This is a genomic window from Paracoccus sp. MC1854 (assembly GCF_014164635.1).
Lineage (GTDB): Bacteria > Pseudomonadota > Alphaproteobacteria > Rhodobacterales > Rhodobacteraceae > Paracoccus.
In genome coordinates, this window is record NZ_JACJFU010000066.1 from 1 (window position 1) to 6135 (window position 6135).

4 protein-coding genes and 2 pseudogenes are annotated in these 6135 nt (G+C 59.8%); 3 read left to right on the forward strand and 3 right to left on the reverse strand.

The window, feature by feature from the left end:
• Positions 1 to 100: 100 nt before the first annotated feature.
• Both H5395_RS17390 and H5395_RS17395 read right to left on the reverse strand, forming a co-directional pair.
• Positions 101 to 457, reverse strand: coding sequence for a TIGR00366 family protein (locus H5395_RS17390; protein WP_220495112.1), 357 nt, complete (start codon positions 455 to 457; stop codon positions 101 to 103).
• A 35-nt stretch (positions 458 to 492) separates the two neighbouring features.
• Positions 493 to 3888, reverse strand: a complete 3396-nt coding sequence (locus H5395_RS17395) for a molybdopterin-dependent oxidoreductase (protein ID WP_182793789.1) — start codon at positions 3886 to 3888, stop codon at positions 493 to 495.
• Positions 3889 to 4010: 122 nt separating this feature from the next.
• Between H5395_RS17395 and H5395_RS17400 the strand changes: the two genes are divergently transcribed.
• From H5395_RS17400 to H5395_RS17410, 3 genes and pseudogenes are all read left to right on the forward strand, one after another.
• Positions 4011 to 4688 carry a GntR family transcriptional regulator gene (locus H5395_RS17400; RefSeq protein ID WP_182793790.1) on the forward strand — a complete coding sequence of 226 codons (678 nt, stop codon included), beginning with the start codon at positions 4011 to 4013 and terminating at the stop codon, positions 4686 to 4688.
• A 176-nt stretch (positions 4689 to 4864) separates the two neighbouring features.
• Complete coding sequence (locus tag H5395_RS17405; protein ID WP_255440798.1) at positions 4865 to 5437, forward strand: TRAP transporter small permease; 573 nt, start codon at positions 4865 to 4867, stop codon at positions 5435 to 5437.
• A pseudogene (locus tag H5395_RS17410) lies at positions 5437 to 5664 on the forward strand (TRAP transporter large permease subunit); the annotation flags it as partial. The gene H5395_RS17405 and the pseudogene H5395_RS17410, both read left to right, overlap by 1 nt.
• 19 nt (positions 5665 to 5683) lie before the next feature.
• Here the strand turns inward: H5395_RS17410 and H5395_RS17415 are convergent.
• Positions 5684 to 5926, reverse strand: a pseudogene (locus tag H5395_RS17415) (integrase core domain-containing protein); the annotation flags it as partial.
• Positions 5927 to 6135 lie beyond the last annotated feature (209 nt).

Sequence of the window (6135 nt, forward strand, 5' to 3'; positions counted from 1 at the left end):
AATCCACGTCCGCATTGCACTGATGAACCGCTTCAATGCACTCGGCACGGCCGAAATCGAACGCGTGGCCTGACGTCAAAAGGGAAAGGGGAAGTCGCCACTAGCGGCCGAGTTCTGCAACAACGCCTCCACGTCCGGTCCGCGGCAGCGTCGCCATCTTGCGCATGAGCGCCTCCACAGGCGGCGACATGGCAACGACGTAGCCACCTATGGCCACAAGCGCCATCTGCATTGTGAAAGGAATCAGGTTCCAGAAGCCTTCACCAAATGCGAACGAGATGTCGCTCGCAGAACCGCCATGCATGAAGGTACCGAAGGCAACGGCGACTACCGCCAGCAGGACGAAAACATAGGAGTCGGGAAACCACCTTTCTGCAAAGTTCACCATGGCGCGCGAGAACCTGGCGAGCAGGTTCTCATCAGGCTTCTCTGCCTCGAACGGGTGCGTGTTATGCAACTTGTTTCCCTCTCTGTGCTGTTCTTGTCGTTTGTTCATTTTGCCAGCGTGATGCTGGTCAACGGGACCGCCTGACACGTCAGGCATTGATCTGCATCACGCCCAGGTGCACCCAGCAGGTGCGCGACCTCTCCATACAGGACGCGGCACATGCAGCTTTCGCACTGCCCTACCCTGCACCCGCTTGGCAACGGGACCCCGTTAGCAAGGGCCGCGTCCAGCAGCGAACCCATCTCAGGGCGCCATATGAAGCTGTGACCGGTGCCTGCGACCCGGACTGTCTGAGGCGCAAGATCGCGGGGAACGGGTGTCGGAGACATGAAGGCCTCTGACATGACATCATGAGCGGGAATGCCCAACTCGCGCATGGCTTGCGTGGCAGTCTTCGTGAAGTCCGGCGAACCGCAGATATAGACCACTGGCTTTTCTGGCAGCAGGGGAGCCACGTAACTGAAATCGAGCCTTCCCCTGGTCTGAAAATCAATACCTTCGACATCGTCAGGAAGTGGGGCAGAATAGGTGGTAATCCGGCGAAGTCCGGGCGCAAGCCTGTCGAGTTCCTGAAGGCGGCGGGCAAAAGGGTGCTCATACCCGTTCCGGCAACCGTGAAGCAGCAGGATCTGGCTGTCCTGATGCTCTGCCACATGACGCTCAAGCACGCTGACGAAAGGTGTGATGCCAATCCCGGCGGCAAGGAAGACAAGCGGGCGGTCCAACGCTACAGGCGGGGTGAAGATGCCTGACGGGATATCGAGCCGCAGTTGGGCACCTTCCTTCAGGCCGTGAAGGGCAGTCGACAACGATCTCCCTTCCTGCGCCTCGATAGCACTGCCTTGCCGGCGCACTGCGATCGAAAGACGCCGGGGATTCAGGCCGGAACCCGTAAGCGAGTAGGAACGAGAGGGCCCACCCTCGGTGATGCTCACAACGACATGCTGACCGGGAAGATAATCGGGCAATGCGCCGCCATCACTTGGCGCAAGATCCAGCGCGATGATGTCACGGCCTTCATGTTCGATCCGCTGAATGGTGAAACTGCGCTTTCCAGCCCATCTTCCAATGTTTGCGGTGGGGTGCGGACGAATATCGCAGGTGACTGCACGCAGCGGCACCGAGCCGCTTACGGGATCGCGAACCGTGTCGCTCAGTATCGCATTGACGTTGTTCGTCTCGTATCCTTCAATCGGTGTTGAAGGACGATTCAACGTCGGCGCTCCTTTTCCCCAGCCGAACTCCGCGATCACCACTCGATCGTCCAAGGCATCGTTGATCCGGACACGAAGGGTTGCCTTACCCGAAGGCGTGGAAACCCAAGCCCAATCCCCCTCGGCCAAATCGCGACTCCGGGCCAGCTTGCTGCTGATCTCTACCGCAGGATCAATGGACTTCCTGCGCAGTGAGGTGATGTGACGATACGACGAGTGGACAAACCAGCCTGATTTTGCCGTTGTCAGCACTAAGGGATATTCGTCCTTTCCGTTGCCTTGCGGCAGCGGGGATCGGGACGGCTCGACATGATCTGGAATCGGGTTCTGATCAATTTCCAGAAGCTGTTCGGAATACAGTTCAACAAGCCCCGAGCGGGTAGGAAAGCCCACCAGCCTGCCATGTGCGTCCGTTTGAGCGTATTTCATGGTCGATGTGGGTTGGGGAAACTGTATCGGCCCACCCGCGTCGCGCAAATTCTCGACCGTGACGCCAAGCGGCGCAAGCTGCCAATTCCAGCCATCGGCGATGCTTCCGCGCAACAACTCGTCGCTGAAATCGAGACGACGCGCGAGGTCGAACACGATATCGTAGTCGGCCCGGGCGTCGAACTCACAGTCGATCATCCTGGGGCGAAAATGGACTGTTTCCACTGCCGCCTGATCAATCTCGAAACCGATTTTCAACGCCTCCCGCTCTGGCGGCAAGCTGACGGGAAGCACGATGTCGGCAAGTTCAGCCGTGGGATTCATGAAGATATCTGCATGAACATGAAAATCCAGATGCCGCAATGCTTCCAGGTTCCGTGCCGCATCGGCTTGAGAGACGACGAAATTGGTACCGAAGCTCATGAGCGCACGAACGGCGTAAGGTTCCCGGTCCAGCACTGCCCGGCAGAAATCCCGTGCGGTGACCCAGCCTCGCGCTGGCGGCCCGAGCGGCAATTCCATACGACCCAGGGCTTTCTCCAGTTGGCCATCAGGCAAGAGGGAAAGCTGATTGACCGCGCGCGTCGGCAAAAGTGATGGCCAGATGTTTCCGCCCGGACGATCATAGGCGCCCGTCAGTGCATACATACTTGCGACGGCCCGTTCGATGGAGGTGGCATTGGTATGCTGCCCCACCCCTGTCCATGCATGGTAAGCAAGCTTCGGCCCGTTCTCCAGCAGAGCGTAGAAATGCAGCAGGTCAGCCTTATCCACCCAGCTGATCTCGGCTACATGATCCGGTGTATATGGCACCGCAGCTTCCTTCAGCAGCCGGAAAACGGTTTTTGCCTGGATCCTTCGCCCGGATCTGTCCTTCAGCGCCAACTGCGCATCAAGGGCAACGCTTCGGGCCTGGTACTCCGGCGAAAGCGGGTCACAGATAATCGGATGGCCACTCTGATCAGCGGCGACAAACAATCCCTCGGCGGCATTCTCCTGTATGTCACGCGCTCGTATCAGGCGGCCAGTCTCGAGATTTATCAACAGAGGCGCATTCGTCCACCGCCTGACGAAATCTAGGTCTATCGCCTGACTGGCGATCAGGTGGCGGATGGCACCCATTGCGATTGCCCCATCCGCCCCCGGACGAACCCGCAGCCACAGGTCCGCCTGCTCTCCGGAACCATTCGGTTTCGGATCGATCACGACCACTTTCGCACCGCGGCTTCGGGCGTCGGCGATGCGACTTGCCTGTGCCAGCCAGGTCCGGGCCGGATTATGCCCCCATAGAACGATGACATCGGCATTCGCATAATCGGGAAATCCGATTCCACGGCCATATGTCAGTTCATGTGCATAGTCCTTGTGCCAGCCGCACACCTCGACAGCATAGATGAGGTTTGGAGACCCGAAGACCCGGATAAACCGCTCGACCCATTCGAAGCTGTCCACCATGGGTGTCCCGCTTGGCGTCGTGACTGCGAAGGCGACCGCCTCGGCGCCGTCCCGGGAGCGGATTCCACCCAGCTTCTCTGCGACCTCGTTAAGGGCCTCTTCCCACGAGATCTGCTGCCACCCCGGACTTGCCGAACCCTTGGGCGTGGTCCGGCGCAGGGGCGTCTTGAGGCGCGCATGATGGTGCACGATTTCCGGCAGTGCCCTGCCCTTCCCACACAAGGCCCCTCCGGTGGGGTGGTCTGGCAAGGGTTCAACCGCCGTGACCCGGTTCTCCACGACTGTCGTGCGTGAACCGCAGCGGGAACGACACAGGGTACAATAGCCCTCGATCCGCTTCATGAGAACGTCCTTGAGCAGCTGGAGAGAAGGAGTAGCGCGCTACTGTAGTGCGTTCTTTTGGGTGGCGCTGTCAACAGGCCTGTAGTAGCATGCCGGGCAATAGGGGTTTTGCGGACCAAGCAATGCATGAGAGCCTGCGTGAGCGGGTGGTGAAGCAACTGAAGGCCGAGATCATCGCCGGCGAAAGCCCGCCCGGGTTGATCTATTCGGTACCAAGCCTTGCCGCCGAACTCGACGTTTCCACCACACCTGTGCGCGAAGCCCTTCTCGAGCTTTCAAGTTCGGGGCTTGTCGAGCCGATTCGCAACAGGGGTTTCCGGGTCTCACGTCCTTCCCTGAAGGAGTTGCGTGACCTGTTTCACATGCGCGACCTCCTCGAGACAGAGGCCGCGCGTCTGATGATGATTGAACGGCGTATCGATGCAATGGAGCTGTACAAGCTGGCCGAGGATATCGAGCGCGCTGTCAACGAAGACGATGTCCGCGCTTACCTTCTGTCGGACAGGGCTTTCCACGATGCGATGTTCGTGGCTTCCGGTAACGACTTGCTGGCGCATATGGCCTTGTCGCTTCGCGACAGGATGCGTCTGTTCGGCATCCGATCCGCTGCTGGCCTAGGTCGACAGCGCGAATCGATCAGCGAACATTATCAGCTGATCGGGATGATCGAGTCGAACGATTCAGCACAGCTGATTGAACTTCTGCGTCACCATATCCTCAGTTGGCAGCCGATCTTCGAAGCGGCCTGGTCTACTTCTGGGAAGAGAAGCACCCAGAGCCGAAATAGCAATGAACAATAGTGAAACCTGAGCCGCCCTGAACCGGTCCAGATTCGCATCTTCAATGCCATCCCACTTTCTACATTCTTGACAGGGTGATTTTATACAAAATCATCTGCGGAGAAGGCCAGCAACCAACAGGGATCGGGATGCCATCATCAGACGATGGAGCGACGCGGGGGTCTCGAACGGCAGATTTGTTCATCGCGCTGTCAGAGAGCCTCTTGCGGCTGGAGCGCTATGGCGTCGCGCTGCTCATGACGTTGCTGAGCGGGGCGATCCTGCTGAACGGTGTCACTCGCTATCTCGGCATGCCGATCTACTGGATCGATGAGTTCGCCGTCTACTGCATGGTCTGGCTGACCTTCTTCGGGGCTTCGGCCATGACGCGGTTGAGGCTCGATTTTTCCGTCACGATGATGACCGAGCGGCTGAGCCAGCGGATGAGGGACCTGTGCCGCGTCGTGGCGACCGGGATGGTGATGGTGTTCAGCCTGGCGCTGGTGGCGATGTGCTGGATCTGGCTCGATCCGGTGGGGATCGCCGCCGCGGGTTTCGACGCCAGGGCCTTCTCGGGCAGTACCTTCAACTTCGTCTACACCGAGCGGACACAGACCCTAGGCTGGCCCACCTGGGTGCTTTACCTGATCCTGCCGATCTTTGCGATCTCTGTGACGGTCCACGGACTGGCGAACCTGCTGGAAGACCTCGGCATGGTCGAGAAGACCTCGCGCGACCTCGTCATCAACGCGGAAGAGGCGGTGAACTGATGGTGACATCCTCAGTCTTCCTGATCGTCATGCTGGTCGGCGTTCCGATCGGCCTGTGCCTCTGCATCGCCGCCATCGCCTATGTGCTGATGTCGGGCAACCCGGTGCTGTTCCAGAGCTATCCGCTGCAGATGTTCAACGCCGTGGACAGTTATGGGCTGATCGCCATCCCCCTGTTTGTGCTGATCGGCGAGATCATGAACGCGGGCGGGATCACCAAGAAGATCGTCGACATGGCCTGCCCTGCTAGGGTGGTCCCTTTCCGATCTTGGTGCATGACGGGTGCTGGCGCCATGCTCCGGGTGGCGAAGGCGGTCCCTGCGGGACCTCGGGAGCGGGGGGCCGATCGCCCGGGGAGGAATGCGGGCGCTTTGTGGTGCAAGGGCGGCGCCCCGCCGCGAGGACGATCTTCGCCTCGGCGAGGCTGCAGAGGATGTCGCCGGTGAGCCGCTCGTCGCGCAGCTTGGCGGTGAAGCTCTCGCAGCGGCCCGTCGTCGGGCACACAGTCCCCCGGACCGTTTCCTGATCCTCCCTCCCTCCCCGGGGGATCCAGGCTCGACAGAGGCCGTTCGGTAATCCTCCCATTTCTAACGGGGTCCATTCGTAGAACTCATGCGGCCATTTTCAGTTTCTGGGCGGGTGTGATGCCGCCGATGCCCATGTTCGGGCGGTCGTTGTTGTAAGTCCAGAGCCATTGC

Coding starts and splice junctions, on each gene's coding strand:
- H5395_RS17395 (WP_182793789.1), bottom strand. CDS start 3,888: ATGAAGCGGATCGAGGGCTATTGTACCCTGTGTCGTTCCCGCTGCGGT.
- H5395_RS17400 (WP_182793790.1), top strand. CDS start 4,011: ATGCATGAGAGCCTGCGTGAGCGGGTGGTGAAGCAACTGAAGGCCGAG.